At 74.8% G+C, this 18,278-nt stretch carries 9 protein-coding genes; 7 read left to right on the top strand and 2 right to left on the bottom strand.

From position 1 onward, the window contains the following. Nucleotides 1-133: 133 nt before the first annotated feature. The gene (locus ACR80Q_RS03165) at nucleotides 134-3,175 is read right to left on the bottom strand and encodes a S8 family peptidase (RefSeq protein ID WP_435376117.1); all 3,042 of its coding nucleotides are present in this window, start codon (nucleotides 3,173-3,175) and stop codon (nucleotides 134-136) included. Nucleotides 3,176-3,634: 459 nt separating this feature from the next. Between ACR80Q_RS03165 and ACR80Q_RS03160 the strand changes: the two genes are divergently transcribed. Next, the gene (locus ACR80Q_RS03160; protein WP_435376116.1) at nucleotides 3,635-3,802 is read left to right on the top strand and encodes a hypothetical protein; all 168 of its coding nucleotides are present in this window, start codon (nucleotides 3,635-3,637) and stop codon (nucleotides 3,800-3,802) included. Nucleotides 3,803-3,966: 164 nt separating this feature from the next. Here the strand turns inward: ACR80Q_RS03160 and ACR80Q_RS03155 are convergent, their stop codons facing one another. Continuing rightward, nucleotides 3,967-4,986 (bottom strand): hypothetical protein, encoded by a 1,020-nt coding sequence (locus ACR80Q_RS03155; RefSeq protein WP_435376115.1) that lies wholly within the window; start codon nucleotides 4,984-4,986, stop codon nucleotides 3,967-3,969. Between the two features lie 194 nt (nucleotides 4,987-5,180). Between ACR80Q_RS03155 and ACR80Q_RS03150 the strand changes: the two genes are divergently transcribed. The 6 genes from ACR80Q_RS03150 to ACR80Q_RS03125 all read left to right on the top strand — a co-directional run bounded on the left by ACR80Q_RS03150 (nucleotide 5,181) and on the right by ACR80Q_RS03125 (nucleotide 18,255). Beyond that, on the top strand, nucleotides 5,181-6,113 hold the full coding sequence (locus tag ACR80Q_RS03150) for an NADP-dependent oxidoreductase (RefSeq protein ID WP_435376114.1): 933 nt from the start codon (nucleotides 5,181-5,183) through the stop codon (nucleotides 6,111-6,113). A gap of 147 nt (nucleotides 6,114-6,260) precedes the next feature. After that, nucleotides 6,261-9,788, top strand: coding sequence for an exodeoxyribonuclease V subunit gamma (gene recC / locus ACR80Q_RS03145; RefSeq protein WP_435376113.1), 3,528 nt, complete (start codon nucleotides 6,261-6,263; stop codon nucleotides 9,786-9,788). Continuing rightward, on the top strand, nucleotides 9,785-13,207 hold the full coding sequence (locus ACR80Q_RS03140; protein ID WP_435376112.1) for a UvrD-helicase domain-containing protein: 3,423 nt from the start codon (nucleotides 9,785-9,787) through the stop codon (nucleotides 13,205-13,207). Before recC ends, ACR80Q_RS03140 begins: the two co-directional genes overlap by 4 nt. Continuing rightward, complete coding sequence (gene recD / locus ACR80Q_RS03135) at nucleotides 13,207-15,108, top strand: exodeoxyribonuclease V subunit alpha (protein WP_435376111.1); 1,902 nt, start codon at nucleotides 13,207-13,209, stop codon at nucleotides 15,106-15,108. Before ACR80Q_RS03140 ends, recD begins: the two co-directional genes overlap by 1 nt. 58 nt (nucleotides 15,109-15,166) lie before the next feature. Continuing rightward, nucleotides 15,167-16,519 carry an MFS transporter gene (locus ACR80Q_RS03130; protein ID WP_435376110.1) on the top strand — a complete coding sequence of 451 codons (1,353 nt, stop codon included), beginning with the start codon at nucleotides 15,167-15,169 and terminating at the stop codon, nucleotides 16,517-16,519. 110 nt (nucleotides 16,520-16,629) lie between these two features. After that, nucleotides 16,630-18,255, top strand: a complete 1,626-nt coding sequence (locus ACR80Q_RS03125; protein ID WP_435376109.1) for a flavin monoamine oxidase family protein — start codon at nucleotides 16,630-16,632, stop codon at nucleotides 18,253-18,255. Nucleotides 18,256-18,278: the final 23 nt, after the last annotated feature.

Here is an 18,278-nt window from a genome sequence, read left to right as displayed (position 1 = left end):
CGCGCAGGTCGTGCGCGACGAGGCAACGGCCCAGGCCCAGGCGTGACGGTCCAGGCGTGACGGTCCAGGACGGGGACGACCGGCGGCCCCCCACCACAAGAGGTGGAGGGCCGCGTCGGACGGTGGTGCGGGGTCAGTCGACCGACACGATGGTCGGTGCCAGGGCACCCTCGTAGCCGACCCAGCCCAGGTAGCTGGACTCGGGGTCCAGCCCCGACCAGGTGACGTCGAACGTCGTCGGCTCACCGGCGGTCACGTCGATCGGGTTCGGCTCGGCGGCCAGGCCGCCCAGGTTCGTCTGCGGCGTCACGGTGTACGTCGTGAACTCGAACGCCGCCTGGGTCTCCCCCGGGGCGTTGGCGTAGTTCTCCACCACCGAGTAGTAGAGACCGGCGGGCAGGTCGAGCACGTCGACCCGCTCGTCGGCCGAGCCGGTCGCGGACTGTCCGACCAGGGCGACCAGGGCCGTCCCGGCGGCGTTCATCCGGTAGACGAACAGGTCCATGTCCGAGGCGTCGTTGGTCGCGTCCAGGTCGAACCGGGCCAGCGACGTCCCCGCGGGCACCTGCGTGACGTAGGCGGCCGCGGCGGCGGCGCCCGGGCTCAGGGCTCCCGAACGGGTGACGCCCTCGGCGAAGCCCTGGGTGCTGAGCTCGAGCTCCCCGTCGAACCCGGGGGTGATGCCGACCTCGACCGAACCATCCTCGACGGCCCCGCTCACCTCGGACGGTGCCGCCACCGACACCGGGCGCACGGCGACCGGCATCCGGACGGTGGTGGGGCCCTCGAGGGTGATGAAGCCCGTGGCCCACTCTGCCAGCGCGGCGTCGGTGCGGGTGAACGTGAAGTCCACCGACGTGGCCGCACGACCGGAGGCGTTGCCGCGGACGGTCGGGGTGGAGGTGCTGACCTCGTAGCCGGGCAGGTCGACCTCGACGTCCCAGGTACCGGCCTGCAACGCCTGGAACGTGCGGGTCACGGTCTGCGGCCCGGCCTGCTGGCTGATGGCGACCGACGGGTAGTTGAGGTCGGTGGGGGCGATCTCCTCGTACTCCGAGCCGGGGTCACCGAGCTGCAGACCCTGGCCGGCGTAGAAGCCGCCCCACTCCGCCTCGGTGCTGGGCAGGACCAGGCCGGGGGTGAACATGTCGGCCGGGCTGACGAAGCCCGCGCCCTGGACGAACGGGTCGGTCACCTCGCTGCCGTCGGCGGTGGCCAGGTTGGTGGCCGTCGTCATGATCGCCGACTTGACCACGCTGGGGTGCCACTGGGGGTTCTCACCCAGGACGAGCGCCCCGAGGCCGGCCACGTGCGGGCTGGACATCGACGTGCCCGAGAGCGCGTTGTAGTCGTTCCCGCCGTTGGGGCCGGGGGCCACCGCCGCGACGACGGCGACGCCGGGGGCGGCGATGTCGGGCTTGATGATGTCGCTGCCCGCGGCCAGCGTCGGCCCGCGGGAGGAGAAGCCCGCGACCTGCGGGATCGGGGTGGGCGCGCCACCGGTGGTGTCGCCCGGCTCGAACGCGGCCGTGGCCCCGTCGCTCGTCGCGTACGCCTTGATCGCCGCACCGGCCACATCGTCCACGTGCACCGTCGGGACGGCGTGGAAGTCGGGGTCGAGGCTGAGACCGGGGCTGGTGTTGGTCATGATCATGGCCACCCCGCCGGCCTGCTCGACCGCGGCGGACTTGGCCACCCGGTCGATGACACCGCGGTCGCAGACGACCGTCGTGCCGGTCACGACGGCCGGGTCGAGCGTGCCGGGGTAGCAGAGCGCGACCTGGGCGGCCGCGGCACCGGGCAGTCCGGCCTCGGTGGACAGCACCAGCTCGTTCTGCGGGAAGCCGTCCTGGATGACCGAGGCGCCCTTGTACGTGGCTCCGTTGCCGAGCACGACCGTCCCCTCGTCCCGCTTGAAGGTCGTCGCGCCGACCGTCATGACCCACGGGCTGTTGTGCGCGGTGGTCGAGCTTCCCGGACCGGAGTTGCCGGCCGAGGCGGCCACGAACACGCCGGCGTTGGCGGCGTTGTAGAAGGCCAGCTCGACCGCGTCGACGACCGTGGTGGTCGTCCCGCTGATCGAGTAGTTGAGCACGTCGACGCCGTCGACGACGGCCTGCTCGACCGCGGCGATCGAGTCGGCGGTGTAGCAGCCGCCGGTGCTGGGGTTGTCGTCCTCCCAGCAGACCTTGTACACGGCCAGCTTGGCGCCGGGCGCGACGCCGGAGCCCTCGCCGAGGTCGAGGCCGTCCACGCTCATGGCGACACCGGGGTTGCCCGCGGCCGTGCCCGCGGTGTGGGACCCGTGCCCGTCGCCGTCGCGGGCGGACAGGTACTCGAACTCCCCCCGGTTGGCCTCCGGGACCGACGCCAGGAACGAGTCGGCGAAGTAGCGCGCGGTGATGAGCTTGTCGTTGCAGAGGTCGGCGGTGGCCCAGCCCTCGCCGAGCTCGCACTCCCCCCGGAACACGGTGCGGTCGGACTTGAGCATGACGACCTCGTCGTCGGCGGTGCGGAACGGCACACCCACCAGCGGGTTGCGGCCGACGACCCGACCCTTGCCGTCGGTGCGCGGCGACCGGCCCTGGCGCAGGTCGTCCCCGGCGAACGACGGGTTCTCGGGCCAGACGCCGGTGTCGAGCACCCCGACCACGACGCCCTCGCCCGCGGCGTCCGTGCCCCCGAGCTCGGCCCAGACGCCGTCCTCGCCGCTCAGGCCCAGGTACTCCGGCGACTGGACGGTGTCGATCGAGCGCACCTCGTTGGGCAGCACGGCCGTCACGCCCGGCAGCCCGGCCAGCCTGGTGGCCCTCGCGCCGTCGAGCTCGACCGCGAAGCCGTTCAACGCCACCTGGTAGGTGTACGTCGCCTCGGCGTCGACCTGCTCGAGCAGCTCGGCCTGGCGCTCGGCCAGGTAGCCGGCGTAGCGGCGGGCGTCGGCGCCGGTCATGTCGACCGACTCCCCCTCGGCCGGCCTGGTGGCGGCCAGGCCGTCGAGCCCGCCGTCGTAGGAGGCGAGCGCCGGGTCGTCCAGCAGGACGACGTAGCTCCCGTCGTCGAACGGCAGCGGCTCGGCCGAGGCCGGACCGGTGATCCCGACGACGCCTGCGGCGACGAGTGCGGTGCCGGCCAGGCCCGCGACCAGGCGCACACCTTGCTGATGGTTGGTCCTCACGGATGGGTCCCCTTCTCGACGTCCGCTGCACCTCGACGGGCAGCCCCCCGCACCTTTTGTCATGGATGGGGTGAGGTCAAGGAGTCACGGCCGGTAGTTACCCGCTTGTTACGTCACCGTGACTACGCGTGTGGCCCCCTTGACCAGCACCTTCGTCAAGACTCGACGGTGTCACCAGCACGTCGACAGGCGACGGCGGGCGTCGGCACCTCGACCGTTCGTGACGCAGCGTGAGAGGGGCTCACGGGCCGCGTGGGGCGACCCGCGGTCCCGGCGGGGGTTTGTGGCGACCGTCGGCGGGTATCCCCAGCGTGCGCGGCGGGAACCGCGTCAGGGATGCAGGAGCGCAGGGGTTGTTGCAGACGGGTTCCCGCCGCCCTCGTTCGTTTCGCCCCGTTCTGCGCGGGGTACCCACCGGCAGGCGCACGTCCCCGTGCGCGGCTGACAAGGAGACAGACGATGAGAGCACAGCTGGTCCGATGGGCCGTCCTGGCGATCGCGGTACCGCTCGCCGCCACCGTGGTGAAGAAGCTCGCCGACCGGGTCGAGGACCAGCGTGGCCCGTCGTCCCGGGTCGCCCGCGGCCTGCGCAAGGCCGGCGAGATGGTCCGTCCCACCAAGAAGTAACCGGCTCGTCGTCGGGCGTCCCCGACGAGCCGCCCGCACGACGCCGAAGGGCGGCCCGACCGTGAGGTCGGACCGCCCTTCGTCTGGTTCAGGTGGTGCGGTGGTTCAGGTGGTGCGGTGGTTCAGGTGGTGCGGTGGTTCAGGTGGTGCCGCTGATCAGGTGATCAGCTGAGGGCCGGGCCCTTGTTGGCCTCGGCAGCCTTCTCGGCCGCCCCACGACGGGCGTCGATCTTGGCCTGGAGCTCCGCGCTGCGGTCCTCGGCGACGGCCACGGAGGCCTCCTCCTGAACCATCATGCGCGACATCTCGGGAGCCGAAGCACCCTCGGCGTCCGCCGCGATCTCCAGCGTGAGGTTGCCGCGGACGCGGTTGCCCTCGCCCAGCGTGGCGGCCGGGTCGTTGCCGGTGCCGGCCAGGTTGCCGCGGACGATGTTGTTGGCCAGGACGAACCCGGTCACGTCGGCGGTGTTGTCGTTGAACGTGACGTTGCCGCCCCAGTAGCTGGCGCCGGTGCACGGACCCGTGTCACCGCTGCCACCGATCTGCAGGGTGGAACCGTTGTTGGCGTACAGGGTGTCGCCGTAGATCTCGGACTCGCAGACCACGGAACCCAGGGCGTTGTTGCGCACCGTGAGGCGGTTGTTGAGGACCGAGTCGACGATGTCGGTGTACTCGCCGTCGACGCTGGTCACGTCACCGGTGATGACCGAGGATTCGAGCAGCAGCTCGCCTGCGCGGGAGACGACGGTGCCCTCGACGTCGGAGGAGAAGGTGTAGATGAACGGCGCGAACTCGCTGGCCTGCGGGTTGCGCTGGTCGATGCTGCCGACCGACGACTCCTCGACGAAGACGCCGAACTGGCTGCGACCGTTGACCGCGCCACCGACCTCGGTGTCGATGACGTCGGCGTAGCCGTCCAGCTGGACGGTCAGGTTGCCGTTGATGGTGGCGCCATCGGTCAGCAGGTCGGCGCCGGGCGCGACGATGACGTTGCCGAGGACGGTGGTGCCCTCGAGGGTGCAGGAGCGGTCACGCGGGACAACGAGGTTGCCCGGGACCGAGACGGCACCGGCGACGCCGGTGCAACGGGTCTGCAGCGCGCCGGAGGCGGGCTGCACGACGAGGATGACGGAGCTGGCAGCAAGGGCTGCGGACGCCAGGAGGGCGACCTTCTTCAAGGACACTTCGGGACCCCTTCGAAGCAGGATGGGTAAGACGTTCCGAACCTTGTCCGGTTACTCCGTCCGAGGTCAAGGGTTTGCGGACGATCGGTCGGAAACTGATGGGTGAACGCTCGGTGACTTCGCGGCGCTTATGGGGAGCAATCGGGCCAGGACGGACCCGGAATATCCCCGGGGCGGCGGCGGCTGGACCCCGTATGCGAGCAGTCTTCTACAGCGAGTACGGCGACTCCCACGTCCTGCAGGTCGGCGACCTGCCCGACCCCGTGACCGGTCCGGACGACCTCGTGGTGCGCGTCGCGGCCGCGGGCGTCAACCCCGTGGACTGGAAGATCCGCGCCGGGTACCTGGACGGCGCCTTCCCCTCGGGCTTCCCGATCGTGCCCGGCTGGGACGTCGCCGGGACGGTCGAGGCCGTCGGACCTGCGGTGACATCCTACGCCGTGGGTGACCGGGTCCTCGGGTACGCCCGCAAGGACCACGTCCAGCACGGCACCACCGCAGAGCTGGTCCGCGTCGCCGAGCGTCACCTCGCCCCGCTGCCGGACGGCGTCGACCTGACCGTCGCGGCCGCCATCCCGCTCGTCGGGCTCACCGCCCTGCAGGCGGTCGAGGCCGCCGGCGTCGGCGCCGACGACACCGTCCTGGTGCACGCGGCGGCCGGTGGCGTGGGTGCCTTCGCGGTCCAGCTGGCCCGGCTGCGAGGGGCTCGCGTGGTGGGCACGGCGAGCGAGGGCAACCACGAATACCTTCGCTCGATCGGCGCAGAGCCGGTCACCTACGGTGACGGTCTGGCGGACCGGGTCAGGGCCCTCCTGGACGGTTCGCCCGTCACCGCGGCCCTGGACTTCGTCGGCGGGGACGAGGCGGTCGCGGTGTCCTTCGAGCTGGTCGCCGACCCCGCCCGCGTCGTCACCGTGACCGACGGCGCGCCCGTCCTCGAGCGCGGCGGCCGGTACGTCTTCGTCCGGCCCGACAGCGCCCAGCTGGCCACCCTGGCGGGCCTCGTCGCCGACGGCTCGGTCCAGGTCGAGGTCTCCCGCACGTTCGGCCTGGACGAGGTCGCAGCGGCCCACGACCTGTCGGCCCAGGGCCACGGCCGCGGCAAGGTCGTCGTCACGATCGCCTGACCCGCCCCCCGGCCGGCCGGCCGCCGCCCGGCCGGCGCACGGCGGTGTCCACAGCCAGCCCGTGCGCCGTCCGGTTGCGTCCCGGGTACTCGCTAGCGTGCACGCGTTGCCCCCCGACCGGGACGGCACGTCGACGAGGGGGTGCGCGTGCTGACCGTCCACCGGGCCGAGCGCGCCACCGCCCTGGCCGACGGGCTCGCCGACCTGCTGTCCTCCCCCCTGGCCGACCCGTTCGCGGCCGAGGTCGTCGCGGTGCCCGCCCGGGGCGTGGAGCGCTGGCTCGCGCAGCGGCTGTCGCACCGGTTGGGCACCAGCGGGGGCGCGGGGGTCGGTTCGTCGACCGGGACGGAGTCGCGAGGCCTCGGTCCGGACGGGGTGTGCGCCAACGTCCGCTTCCCCTCCCCCCAGCGCCTGCTGGCCGACGCCACGGCCACGGTCGCCCCTGCGCAGGCCGCCGCCCTGCAGCGGTGGACGCCGGAGCCGTTGACGTGGCCCGTGCTGCAGGTCCTGGACGACGTCATCACCGAGGACTGGTGCCGGGTCCTGCGCCGGCACCTGTACCGCGACGGCGTGCCGTCCGCGGCGCACGGCACCGGTCGGCGGCTGAGCCTGGCGCGCGACGTGGCCCGGCTCTTCCACTCCTACGCCCGCAACCGTCCGGACTTGCTGGCCCGGTGGGCGGCCGACCGCGCCGTCCTGCCCGACGGCACCGGCCTGGGCGAGTACGAGCAGTGGCAGATGCTGCTGTGGAACGCGGTGCGCGAGCGCCTCGGCGGGACGTCGCCGGTGGACCTGCAGGCCGACGTCCTGGCCGCGGTCCGGACGGACCCCACCCGCATCGACGCCCCCGACCGGGTGTCGGTCTTCGGTGCCAGCCGGTTGTCCCGCGCGGACATCGAGCTGCTCGCGGCGCTGGCGGAGCACCGCGACGTGCACCTGTGGCTGCACCACGCCTCTCCCGCGCTGTGGCGGGCGGTCGCCGCGGTCGAGCCCGTCCGGCGCCGGGCCGACGACACCGTCGGTGCCGCCCTGGCCAACCCGCTGCTGCGTTCCCTGTCCCGCGACGTGCGCGAGCTGCAGCAGCTGCTGCGCCGGCACGCCCCGGAGCACCGCACCGTCCACCTGGACCCCGGCGCCGGCGACGCCCACCCGGCCGGACCGGCCGGCCGGCCGGCCGCGGGGGCCACCTTGCTGTCCCGACTGGTCGACGACCTGGCCCACGACCGCGTCCCCGAGCACCCGCCGCCGCTGGCGTCGGGCGACCGCAGCCTGCAGGTGCACGCCTGCCACGGGCGCACCCGGCAGGTCGAGGTGCTCCGCGAGGTGGTCATGGGTCTGCTCGCGGACGACCCGACCCTGGAACCGCGTGACGTGCTCGTCATGTGCCCCGACGTCGAGACCTTCGCGCCGCTGCTCGCGGCCACCTTCGCCACCCGCGGCGACGAGCTCCCCTGCGCCGACGCCCACCCGGCCGCCCGGCTGCGGGTCCGCATCGCCGACCGCGCGCTGCACCAGGCCAACCCCCTGCTCGCGGTGCTCGACCGGCTGCTCGACCTCGGCTCGGCCCGCCTGAGCGCCACCGAGGTGCTCGACCTGGCCGGGCACCCGGCGGTGGCCCGGCGCTTCGGCCTGGACGACGACGACCTGGAGCGGCTGCGGGACTGGGTGCAGGCCTCCGGCACGCGGTGGGGCCTGCACGACGCGCACCGCGCGGACTGGCAGCTGCAAGCCGTCCCGGACGGCACGTGGCGGCGCGGGATCGACCGGATCCTGCTCGGCGCGACGGTGGACCCCGGGCACGGGGCCGGCGCGGCGACGGTGGCCGACCTGGTGCCGCTGGACGACGTGGACTCCAGCGACATCGACCTCGCGGGTCGCTTCGCCGAGCTGCTGGACCGCCTCGACACCGCCCACGCGGACCTGGCCGGTGACCACGACGCCGAGGGCTGGGCCGTCCGGCTCGAGCAGGCCGTGCTGCGCCTGGCCGCGCACGAGCCGGCCGGCGCCTGGCAGGAGATCCAGCTGCGGGAGGTGCTGCAGGAGGCCCTGGTCGAGGTGGACGTGGCCGAGCCGGCCGCGGGGGGCGGGACGGGCCGGGCGACCGGGGCCACCGGGTCCTCGACGCTGTCGCTCGCCGAGCTGCGGCCCGTCCTGCGGGGTGCCCTCGAGGGTCGTCCCACCCGGGCCGGGTTCCGCACCGGCGCCCTCACGGTCTGCACGCTCGTGCCGATGCGCTCGGTCCCCCACCGGGTGGTGGTGCTGCTCGGTCTGGACGACGGGTCGTTCCCGCGCCAGACGGTGCGCGACGGCGACGACCTGCTGGCCCGCGACCCCGAGGTCGGCGACCGCGACCCGCGCAGCGAGGACCGACAGCTCCTGCTGGACGCCGTCTGCGCGGCCGGGGAGCACCTGGTCATCACTTACACCGGCGCCGACGAGCGCACGGGGGCACCCGTCCCCCCGGCCGTCCCGCTGGGCGAGCTGCTCGACGCCGTCGACCGGACCTGCGCGGTGCCGGGCGGACGGGTCCGGGACGCGGTCACCACCCACCACCCGCTGCAGCCGTTCGACCCCCGCAGCTTCGCGGCCGGGGCCCTGGGCCGGCCCGGCCCGTTCAGCTTCGACCCCCGCGCGCACGCCGGGGCCGCGGCCGCGCTCGGGGAGCGGCACGAGCCGGCCCCGCTGATGGGTCGGGCGCTGGGCGCCCCGCCCGACACCGACGTGGCGGTCGACGACCTCGTCCGCATGCTCGTGCACCCGGCCAAGGCGTTCCTGCGACAGCGGCTGCAGATCGGCCTCGGGGCACGCGACGACGACCCGGACGACGCGCTGCCGGTCGGCCTGGACGCCCTGCAGGTGTGGCAGGTCGGTGACCGGATGCTGCGCGACCGGCTCGCCGGCCTCGACCCCCGACGCTGCGCCACGCTCGAGCGCGGTCGCGGCCTGCTGCCGCCCGGTCCGCTCGGCGACGAGGTGCTGCGCACGGTCGGCCCCCGGGTCGACACCGTCGCCCACGCCGCGGCGGGGCTGCTGGTCCTGGACCCGGAGGCTGCCGACGTCGGGGTCGACCTGGGCGACGACACCCGGCTGAACGGCACCGTCTCGGGGTTGCGCGGGGACCGGCTCGTCTCGGTGCACTACTCCTCGCTGGGGCCCAAGCACCGGCTGACGGCGTGGGTCCAGCTGCTGGCCCTCGCCGCGTCACGTCCCGACCGGGCGTGGCAGGCGGTCGTGCTGGGTCGCGGCGCCGGCCGGGACAAGGACGCGTGCGTCCGCAGCACGCTGGGCCCGGTACCGGCGGACCGGGCCGTGACGCTCCTGCGGGACCTGGTGGCCCTCCACCGGTCCGGGCTCGCCTCACCCTTGCCGCTGCCGTGCAGGACGGCCGAGGCGTACGCGGCCCAGCGGGCCCGGGGGCGGCGACCGCACAGCGCGCGCCAGGCCGCGGCGCAGACGTGGACCGACGGCCGGTTCCCCGGTGAGCAGTCCGACGCCGAGCACGTCCTGCTGCACGGCGGCACCCCGCCCACCCTGCAGGACCTGCTCCGGGAACGGGCCACCGCCGCCGACCTGGTGGGCGGCCGCGGCGGCGACGAGGAGGGCGACCGGTTCGGCGTGCTGGCCCGGCGGCTGTGGGCGCCCCTGCTCGAGCACGAGGCGGTGGACACCCCGTGAGCGGCGACCAGCCGGAGCCGGAGCCGCTCCCCTTCGACCTCGACGGCCCGCTGCCGATCGGCACGAGCGTGCTGGAGGCGAGCGCCGGGACCGGCAAGACGTACACGATCGCCCGGCTCGTGTCCCGGTACGTCAGCGAGGGCCTCGACCCCGGGGACGGCGGACCGCCCCGTCCCGTCCCGATGGACCAGCTGCTGGTCATCAGCTTCAGCCGCGACGCGACCCGGGAGCTGCGCGAACGGGTCCGCGACCGGCTGGTGACCGACCGGGACGCCGCCGCACCGGGGCCCGTCCGCGAGCGGCTCGACCGCGCGCTGGCGGACTTCGACGGGGCGACCGTGACGACCACGCACGCGTTCTGCCACGCCATGCTCACCGAGCTGGGCACGGCCGCGGACCACGACCGGGACGCCGTCCTGGTCGAGGACCCCTCCGACCTGGTGGGCGAGGTCGCCGACGACCTCTACGTGCGCAAGTGGGGCCATCCCGGTGCGGCGCCCGCGGACCTGACGCCCGAGCAGTTCCGCGAGCTGGCCCGGGTCGCGGCGGCCGACCCGACGACCCCTCTGGTCCCGCGGCTCGAGGACACCGACGACCCGGCGGCGCGGCTGCGGGCGCGGGTGGCCCTGGCGGTGCGCCAGGAGGTCGACCGGCGCAAGCGGCGGGGCCGGCTGCTGGACTACGACGACATGGTCACCCGGCTGGACGCCGCGCTGCAGGACCCCGACACCGCCGTGGTCGCCGCGACCCGGATGCGGGCCCGGTTCCGCGTCGTGCTGGTCGACGAGTTCCAGGACACCGACCCCGCGCAGTGGCGCATCCTGCGCACCGCGTTCCACCACCACGCCACCCTGGTGCTCGTCGGCGACCCCAAGCAGGCCGTCTACGGGTTCCGGGGGGCGGACGTCCACGCCTACCTGCAGGCCCGGCACGACGCGGCCGGCCGGGCGAGCCTGCCGTTCAACCACCGTTCCGACCCCGGCGTCCTCACCGGGCTGTCTGCGCTGCTGGGCGGCGCGGCGCTGGGGGACGAGCGGATCCGGGTCCGCCCCGTGACCCCGGCGCACCGCGGACGGATGGTCGACGTGGGCGCGCCGGTCGAGCTGCGGGTGGTGCCGCGCGAGGGGCACGCCCTCAACCGCTCGGACCTGGTGTCCGCCGCCGACGCCCGGGCGACCGTCCGCGAGGACTGCGCGCGTCAGGTGGTCGCCCTGCTGGACGGCGACGTGGTGGTGCGGCCTCGCGGCGACGCGGCCACCGCGGGCGGGCCCCGGCCGCTGCACCCCGGTGACATCGCGGTGATCGTCCGCCTCAACAGCGAGGCCGTCGCGATCCAGGCCAGGCTGCGCGCCGCCGGGGTGCCGGCGGTCGTGTCGGGTCGCACCAGCGTGTTCGACACCCCCGCCGCGAGCGAGTGGCAGCGGCTGCTGGAGGCGCTGGAGCAGCCGCACCGCACGTCACGGGTCCGCACCCTCGGGCTCGGCCGGTTGGTGGGCCTGGACGCCGCCCACCTGGCCGGGGACGACGACGCGCTCGACCGGCTCGGGCTCCAGCTGCGGGAGTGGGTCCGGGTGCTGGGCGACCGGGGTGTGGCCGCCCTGTTCGAGGCGGTGTCGGCCGGGTTGCTCCTGCAGGAGCGGCTGCTGGCGCAGCCGGACGGCGAACGCCTGCTCACCGACCTGCGCCACGTCGCCGAGGTGCTGCACGAGGCCGCCCTGGCCGAGGACCTGGGTCTCACGGCGCTGTCGTCGTGGCTGCACCGCCGCCGCACCTCCACCGGCGACGGCGTCGAACGCAGCCGACGGCTGGAGACCGACGCCGACGCCGTGCAGGTGCTGACCTCGCACATGAGCAAGGGCCTTCAGTTCCCGGTCGTGCTGGCGCCGTCGTTGTGGAGCCACTGGTCGCCGAAGCCGCCGTACCCGCGCTTCCACGACGAGCACGGGGTCCGCACCCGCGACGTCGGTGGTCCCGGCGGACGCGACTTCGCGGCGCACGTCAGCGCCCACCAGCGCGAGGACGCCGACGAGGAGCTCCGGCTGGCCTACGTGACGCTCACCCGCGCCCAGTCCAAGGTCATCACCTGGTGGGCGCCCACCGCGAACACCGGCACCTCGCCGCTGCACCGGTTGCTCGCCCACGACGACCCGTCGACCGTGGCGCCGTTCACGCTGCCCGTGCCGTCCGACGCCGACGCGCTCGCCCGGTTCCACGCCCGGGCGAGCGCCGGCGACGGGGCCATGACGGTGCAGACCGTCCCGGTCGGCGACACCGTCGCGCCGGTCCCGGTCTGGTCCGGGCCACGCCCCGGCGCGCCCCGCCTCGAGCTGGCCCGGTTCGACCGAGGCCTGGACCTGGGCTGGCGACGGACGTCCTACAGCGCGCTGACCGCCGCCGCGCACGACGCGGCGTACGCGCCGGGCGGGTCGGGGCCGGGTGCGGTCGGTGCGGGGGCCGCCGGGGGCACGGGTCCCGGGGGCACGGGTCCGGGTGTCGTCGGCCGCGAGGCGGACGTGACGCAGAAGGACGACGAGTCCGACGTCGACGACACGGTCACCGGTGGACCTGCGCCCGGCGACCCCGACGCCCACCTGCACGACGTGGTGTCGCCCTGGCAGGACCTGCCCGGCGGGACGGGCTTCGGCACGCTGGTCCACGGGGTGCTCGAACGGTACGACCCCGCCGTCCACGGCCCCGGCGGCAGCGGGTCGCTCGCCGACCTCGTCGGTGCGCTCACCCGCGGGCAGGGCGCCGACGTCGCCGCGCTGACCGGCGCCGTCGCGACGGCGGTCGCCACCCCGCTGGGCCCGCTGGCGGACGGGCTGGCCTTCGGCGACGTCGCCCGGGCCGACCTGCTGCCCGAGCTGGACTTCGAGCTGCCGCTGGCCGGGGGCGACACCCCCGCCGCCGCGCCGGCGCTGCTCGGCGACCTCGTGGGGCTGTGGCGCGAGCACGTGCCCGCGGGGCCGACCTCGGGCTACCCCGACGTGCTGGCCCAGCTCGGCGAGGCCTCCCTGCGCGGCTACCTGAGCGGGTCGGTGGACGCCATCGTCCGGGTCGGCCCACCCGGGTCCGAGCGGTACCTGGTCGTCGACCACAAGACCAACCGGCTCGCCCCCCGGGACCAGCCGCTCACCGCGTGGCACTACCGCGCCGCCGCGCTCGAGGAGTCGATGACCGAGGCGCACTACCCGCTGCAGGCGCTGCTGTACGCCGTCGCCCTGCACCGGTACCTGCGCTGGCGCCGGCCGGGGTACGAGCCCGGCACGCACCTGGGCGGGGTGCTGTACCTCTACCTGAGGGGCATGAGCGGTCCCGGCGTGCTCGGCCACGACGGGCACGTCCCCGGCGTGTTCGCGTGGCGCCCGCCGGCGGACCTCGTGATGGCGTTCTCCGACCTGCTGGCCGGTGGGCGCTGATGCCCGCAGGACCGTACTCGCCCGACCTCGCGCTGCGCGCCCACGGCCTGCTGCGGGCCTTCAACGACGCCGGTGTGCTGAGCGCGGCCGACGTCCACGTCGCCGGTCGCCTCGGCGCCCTGCTCGGCGAGGACGACGAGACCGTGCTGCTGGCCGTCGCGCTCACGGTGCGCTCGACGCGCGGGGGGTCGGTGGTGGTCGACCTGGCCACCGCGGCGGACCTCATCGCCCCCGACGCGGACGAGGCCGGCCCGGGCGGGCCCGACCCGATCGACCTGCCCTGGCCGGAGCGGGACGCGTGGCTGCCGAGGGTCGCGGCCAGTCCCCTGGTGTCCGGGTACGCCGCGCCCCTGGCGATGCGCGGGTCGCGGTTGTGGCTGTCGCGCTACGACGTGCAGGAGCAGCAGGTGGTGGACGAGCTGCGCCGCCGGACCGCGACCCTGCCCGACGACCTGGACCCCGACCTGCTGCGCTCCGGACTGGAACGGTTGTTCCCCCGGGCCGGCGACGCCGACCAGCGTCTCGGGGCCGCGGTCTGCGCCTCCTCACGGGTGTCGGTGCTGGCCGGCGGGCCCGGGACGGGCAAGACCACGACGGTGTCGCGGGTGCTCGCGCTGCTGCGGGAGCAGGACCCGACGTCGCGGATCGCGCTGGCCGCCCCGACGGGCAAGGCCGCCGCCCGGCTCGAGGAGGCGGTCCGGTCCTCGACGGCCCGGTTCAGCGACCCCGGTGACCGCGACCGCGTCGGCGAGCTGGTGGGCGTCACCCTGCACCGGCTCCTGGGCTGGCAACCCGGGACGCGCAGCCGGTTCCGTCACCACGCCGGCAACCGCCTGCCGTACGAGGTCGTCGTGGTGGACGAGGCGTCGATGGTGCCGCTCACGATGATGGCGCGGCTGCTGGAGGCGCTGCGCGACGGCACCCGCCTGGTGCTGGTCGGCGACCCCGACCAGCTGGCCTCGGTCGAGGCCGGGGCGGTGCTCGGCGACCTGGTCGACCGGACCGCGCTGGGTCGACGCACCGCCGCGATGACCGACGCGCTCGACACGGTCCTGCCCGGGCACGGGTCGACGACCGCACCGGGCTCTCCCGCGGCCCGGCTGCGCGACGGCATCGCGAGCCTGACGGTCAACCACCGCTTCGCCGCGGGGTCGGCCATCGGGGCCCTGTCCGACGCCGTCCGCGCCGGGGACGCCGACGGTGCGGTCGCCCTGCTGCAGGGCGGCGGCGAGGGGGTCGAGCTGGTCGAGGTCGCCGACGACGCCCCGCTGACCGAGACGCTGCTGGCCCCGGTCCGCGAGGACGTCGCCCGGTGGGGGGCGGACCTGCGGCGGACGGCGAGCGCGGGGGACGCGGTGGGGGCCCTGCGCGCGCTGGACGAGCACCGCCTGCTCTGCGCCCACCGTCGTGGCCCGCGCGGCGTGCAGCACTGGGAGTGGCTGGCCACCCGCTGGCTCGACGACCTCGACGACCTCGGGGAGCACCGGGGCGACGGCTACCGGCCCGGGCAGCCGCTGCTGGTGACGACCAACGACTACGAGGTCGGTCTGTTCAACGGCGACACCGGGGTGGTCGTCGCCGGGCCGGCCGGCTCGGGCGGTGGTCTGCGCGCGGTCTTCGCGCGCGGCGGGGAGCCCGCGAGCATCCCGCTGGTGCGCCTCGGCTCGGTCCGCCCCGTGCACGCGATGACGGTGCACCGCAGCCAGGGGTCGCAGTTCGGACGCGTCACGGTGGTGCTGCCGACGGCGGAGTCACCCCTGGCCACCCGCGAGACCCTCTACACCGCGATCACCCGGGCGGTCTCCCAGGTGCGCGTGATCGGCTCGGTCGAGGCGTTCGCGGCCGCGGTGGCCCGGCCCGCGGCCCGGGCCACGGGTCTGCGGGAGCGGCTGGGGGCCTGACCGGGCGGCGAGACCGGCGCAGCGTCCGGGCCGGGCGGGGCTAGCGTGACGGTCGCTCATGAGCGACAACTCCCCCGCGGCCGCCCCCCGCCCGACGCCCTCCTCCCGCGCGTGGGTGGTCTGGGGCGCCGGGCTCCTCGCGTACGTGGTCGCCGTGATGCAACGGACCAGCCTCGGCGTGGCCGGGGTCGAGGCGGGTGTCCGCTACGACGCCTCCGCCAGCGTCCTGGCGTCCCTCGCGGTCGTGCAGCTGGTGTTCTACGCCGGCCTGCAGATCCCCGTCGGGGTGCTGCTGGACCGGTTCGGCAGCCGCAGGCTCATCGTCACCGGGGCCTTCGTCATGGCCGTGGGGCAGGCGGTGCTGGCCGTGGCCGAGCCCGTCGGCCTCGCCGTGCTCGGCCGGCTGCTGGTCGGGGTCGGCGACGCGTTGACGTTCATCAGCGTCATCCGGCTGGTGCCGTCGTGGTTCCCGGCCCGACGCGTACCCGTGATGACCCAGGTGACGGGTCTGGTCGGGCAGCTCGGCCAGGTGCTGAGCGCGGTGCCGCTGGTGGCGCTGCTCGGCGGGCCCGGCTGGACCGTGGCGTTCCTGGCGGCGTCGGCCACCGGGGTCCTCGTCGGGTTCCTGGCCCTGCTGGTCATCCGCAACCACCCCGGACCGGCCGGTGCGGCCCAGCCGTCGAGCGCGCGGGACCTGGTCGGCGACCTGGTCACCGCGTGGCGGCACCCGGGCACCCGGCTCGGGCTGTGGACCCACTTCACCACCCAGTTCCCCGGGACGGCGTTCGCCCTGCTCTGGGGCTTCCCGTTCCTGGTGGCGGGCCAGGGCGTCGCGCCGAGCACCGCGAGCGCCCTGCTCACCCTGTTCGTGCTGGCCGGGATCGCGACCGGGCCGTGGCTGGGCGTGCTGGTGCAGCGCCACCCGTTCCGCCGCTCGTGGCTGGTGCTGGCCATCATCGCCGCCAACGTGGCGGGCTGGACCCTCGTGCTGGCCTGGCCGGGGCCCTCCCCGCTGCCGGTGCTCGTCCTGCTGATCCTGTGCATGTCGCTCGGCGGGCCGGGGTCGGTCATCGGCTTCGACTTCGCGCGGACGTTCAACCCGCCCAACCGGCTGGGCACCGCGACGGGCATCGTGAACGTCGGCGGCTTCGTCGCCTCGTTGGTGACGATCCTGCTGGTCGGGGTGGTCCTCGACCTCCGCACCGGCGGCTCCTCCGGCTACGAGCTGGCCGACTTCCGGGTCGCGATGTCGGTGCAGTACCTGATCTGGGTCGTCGGTGTCCTCGGCATCCTGACCAGCCGTCGACGGGTCCGCCGCCGGATGGCCGAGGCCGGGGTGGTGGTGCCTCCGATCCGCCAGGCCCTGAGGGACCGGCGCGACCGCCGGGGGGCTCGAGTCATCAAGGGCTGACCGAGCATGTCCCCGTGAATTAACACGTTCGTCGCACAGCGTCGACCAGACGCAACAGAAGGTCCCGAGCATGGCCGCGCCGCACCCCATCGCATCCCTCGGGAGAACCCATGACGACCACGCCGACCGGCCTGTCCCGCCGCCACTTCCTCCACGCGCTCGGCGTCACCGGCGGCGCCGGCGCGATGCTCGGCGCCATGGAGACCCTCGGGGTCACCCCCGCCGCCAGCGCCCACACCGCGGCCTTCAGCGCCCCCCGCTCCGGCGACTTCACCCTGCAGGGCCGGTCCAACGGCAAGCGGGTGGTCGTGCTCGGCGCCGGCGTCGCCGGCCTGGCCGCCGCCTACGAGCTGACCAAGGGCGGCTACCGCGTCTACGTCCTGGAGGCGTCGCGCCGGGTCGGCGGGCGCAGCTGGACCGCGCGCCGCGGTGACGTCTCGGTCGAGTCCGACGGCACCCGCCAGCGCGCCCAGTTCGACAAGGGGCAGTACATGAACATGGGCCCCGCGCGGATCCCCCAGCACCACACCACGATGGAGTACTGCCGCGAGCTGGGCGTCCAGCTCGAGGTCTTCGCCAACGCCAACGCCTCCGGCTACTACTTCAACCAGCCGGCGGCCAACGCCGGCGGCCCGCTGGCCGGCACCCCCGTCCGGCACCGCCAGGCCAAGGCGGACCTGTTCGGCTACACCTCCGAGCTGCTGGCCAAGGCCGTGAGCAGCGGCGCCCTGGACGCCGAGCTCAGCGCGTCGGACAAGGAGCAGATGATCGGCTTCCTGCGCTCCTTCGGGGCCATCAGCAGCAGCAACACCTACGCGGGCAGCTCTCGCGCCGGCTACCCCGAGGGCGCCGAGCCCGGCGGCTGGTTCGACACCGGCACCCCCAACCCCCCGCTGGACCTGAGCGCGCTGCTGGCCTCCGGGGTGGGGCGCAACTTCGGCTTCGAGGCCGGCTGGGACCAGGCGATGCTCATGTTCCAGCCCGTCGGCGGCATGGACGCCATCCCCCAGGCGCTGGCCGAGCAGCTGCCGCTGGGCGTCAACTACGGCGCCGCGGTGACGCGCATCGAGAACACCAGCACCGGGGTGAAGGTGTCGTACTCCCAGAACGCGACCACCCGCTCCATCGAGGCCGACTACTGCGTCTGCACCATCCCCCCGCAGGTCGTGAAGGGCATCGACTCCAACTTCTCCGCCCAGGTCAAGGCGGACCTCGCGGTGCCGGTGGGGGCCGCGGCCGGCAAGGTCGGCCAGCAGTACGGGCGCCGGTTCTGGGAGACCGACGACGGGATCATGGGCGGCATCACGAACACCAACATGGACAACGGGACCATCTGGTACCCCTCCTCGGGCTACCTCGGCGAGAAGGGCATCGTCGTCGGGTCGTACAACTTCGGCGGGAACGCCACGGCCTACGGCAACCTCACCCCCGCCGAGCGGGTCGAGCGCACCGTCCAGCGCGGGTCCCTCGTCCACGGCGACGCCTACCGGTCGGAGCTGGAGACCGCGTTCACCGTGGCCTGGCACAAGATGCCGCTGCAGCAGGGCGCCTGGGTCAGCTGGCCGTCGGGCACCCAGGGCGGCCCCGGCACCCCCTACGGGCGCCTCACCGAGCCCGCGGGCAACGTGTACTTCGCCGGCGACCACATGAGCCACGTCATCGCCTGGCAGCACGGCGCCTTCGAGTCCGCCCGCAAGACCGTCTCGTCGCTGCACGCCCGCGCCCTCGCCTCCTGAGCCCGCCCCCCTCCGCTCGCCCC

This window comes from Aquipuribacter aurantiacus (genome assembly GCF_051216895.1).
In the GTDB taxonomy this organism is placed as follows: domain Bacteria; phylum Actinomycetota; class Actinomycetes; order Actinomycetales; family JBBAYJ01; genus Aquipuribacter.
This window is presented reverse-complemented; position numbering and strand designations above follow the sequence as displayed.

What these genes read in the sequence shown, in the direction of transcription:
- ACR80Q_RS03160 (WP_435376116.1), top strand. Translation starts at nt 3,635, where the DNA reads ATGAGAGCACAGCTGGTCCGATGGGCCGTCCTGGCGATCGCGGTACCG.
- ACR80Q_RS03150 (WP_435376114.1), top strand. Translation starts at nt 5,181, where the DNA reads ATGCGAGCAGTCTTCTACAGCGAGTACGGCGACTCCCACGTCCTGCAG.
- recD (WP_435376111.1), top strand. Translation starts at nt 13,207, where the DNA reads ATGCCCGCAGGACCGTACTCGCCCGACCTCGCGCTGCGCGCCCACGGC.
- ACR80Q_RS03130 (WP_435376110.1), top strand. Translation starts at nt 15,167, where the DNA reads ATGAGCGACAACTCCCCCGCGGCCGCCCCCCGCCCGACGCCCTCCTCC.
- ACR80Q_RS03125 (WP_435376109.1), top strand. Translation starts at nt 16,630, where the DNA reads ATGACGACCACGCCGACCGGCCTGTCCCGCCGCCACTTCCTCCACGCG.